At 44.3% G+C, this 1792-nt stretch carries 2 protein-coding genes and 1 pseudogene; all 3 read left to right on the top strand.

The features are described from left to right. Nucleotides 1–704: pseudogene (locus A1D16_RS05485) on the top strand (DNA mismatch repair protein MutL); the annotation flags it as partial. 83 nt (nucleotides 705–787) lie between these two features. Next, complete coding sequence (locus tag A1D16_RS05480; RefSeq protein WP_290708275.1) at nucleotides 788–1150, top strand: BlaI/MecI/CopY family transcriptional regulator; 363 nt, start codon at nucleotides 788–790, stop codon at nucleotides 1148–1150. A 3-nt stretch (nucleotides 1151–1153) separates the two neighbouring features. Beyond that, the coding region (locus tag A1D16_RS05475) for a M56 family metallopeptidase (protein WP_290708274.1) at nucleotides 1154–1792 on the top strand (639 nt) is incomplete at its 3' end.

Raw genomic sequence — 1792 nt, 5'->3', positions numbered from 1 at the left:
ATTCTATGCCGTCCTGGAAAGACTTTTTTGAACAACCGGATAAAACTGCTGCAGCCGGGCTGGCAGCTAAACTTACCGGGGAGGAGGATTCGCTTTATTTTGACTGGGAAAAACCCCGGAAGAAATGGCAATTGCTGGAGCATGGAGATCTTTTACAGGTTCAGTTACAATATATCATTGCTCCTACAACAACGGGATTTTTGCTTATTCATCAGCAGTTTGCCCATGAACGGGTATTGTATGAACGATATGCGGCGGCATTGGTAGGGAAGTCAATGCCATCTCAGCAAAGTCTTTTTCCGGTTACCCTGGAACTGGTTCCGGGCGATTCAGCCCTGCTAACGGAACTGCTGGGCGATATGTTATTACTTGGCTATCAGATAGAACCCTTTGGCAATAATAGTTTCGTGGTACAGGGAAGTCCGGCTGATATACTGCAGGGAAATGAAAAAGCCGCCATCGAAAAATTGCTTGAGCAATACAAACATTTCAGCAGTGATGTAAAGTTTTCCCGCCGCGAAAAACTGATCCGCTCGCTGGCTTCACAACATTCCATCAAGGCTGGTACCGGGCTTACGCAGTCCGAAATGCGTCGTTTATGTGAAGATCTGTTAGTGTGCGCACAACCTAATATAACCGCCGCCGGCCGCCCTACTTTTATCGAATTCAACCAGGATTATCTTTCCCGCTCTTTTGGCCTCTAGGGCTCTACGCTCGTAGGCGATGAATTTTTTTTGTATAACTAAAAAAATAGTTTTAATCTTGCTATGACTAAATTATTAGTTATATGAAAGGATTAACGAAGGCAGAAGAAGAGGTTATGCAGGTTTTATGGCGCATTGGCCGGGGATTCCTGAAAGATATAATGGATGCAACAGCCGAACCCAAACCGCATTCCAATACCATCGCCACCCTACTTAAAATTCTGATGGAAAAAGGCTATGTACAGGCTACCCAGCAGGGGCGTAATAATTTATATCAACCGCTGGTCAGTAAAACAGACTACGGCAAACGATCAGTACAGCAGTTGGTGAAAGGATACTTTGAGGGATCCGCCTCCAATCTGGTCAGCCAGTTTGTAAAAGATGAAAAGATCTCGATTGAGGAGCTGGAAGCCCTGCTCCAACAAATTCGTTCAGCAAAAAAATAAAGCATGTCCTTTTTATTGGTCATCATTACCAAAATGCTGGTCTGTTCCGGTATTTTATTAGGGTATTATTGGTTGTTCCTGCGAAACCATCGTTTCCATCAATACAATCGCTATTACCTGATGAGCGTACTGTTGCTTTCTTTACTGGTGCCATTTATGCAGGTTCCTTTGCCGATTGAAGGAGGGGGAACTATTGATCGGACGGTGATCCGTACAATGGAAATCATAACCGTGTATGGGGAAGTGGAGGAGATAGGCAACCTTTCCGTAGCCAGCCTGTACAGTTGGAAATGGGTAGGCTGGATAATTTACCTGGCAGGAGCGATAACCGGGTCTATTTTTCTAATTACCGCCCTTCTGCGTATTAAAAAAATGCAGGAAAAATACAAGGGAGAAAAATTGGACGACATTATCATTTATCACACCCGCGAAGAAGGCACGCCTTTTTCTTTTTTCCGGTCAATTTTCTGGAACGATCAGATTGAACTGCATAGCAGAGCAGGCCAGCAGATTTTTCGCCACGAGCTTTTTCACATCAGGCAATACCATACCATCGATAGCCTGTTAGCTAACCTGGCCGTACTTATTGGTTGGTTTAATCCATTTTATTACTTGATCCGTAATGAACTGCAGACGATCCAT

Source organism: Flavihumibacter sp. CACIAM 22H1, from assembly GCF_001601815.1.
Classification (GTDB): Bacteria; Bacteroidota; Bacteroidia; order Chitinophagales; family Chitinophagaceae; genus Flavihumibacter.
This window is presented reverse-complemented; position numbering and strand designations above follow the sequence as displayed.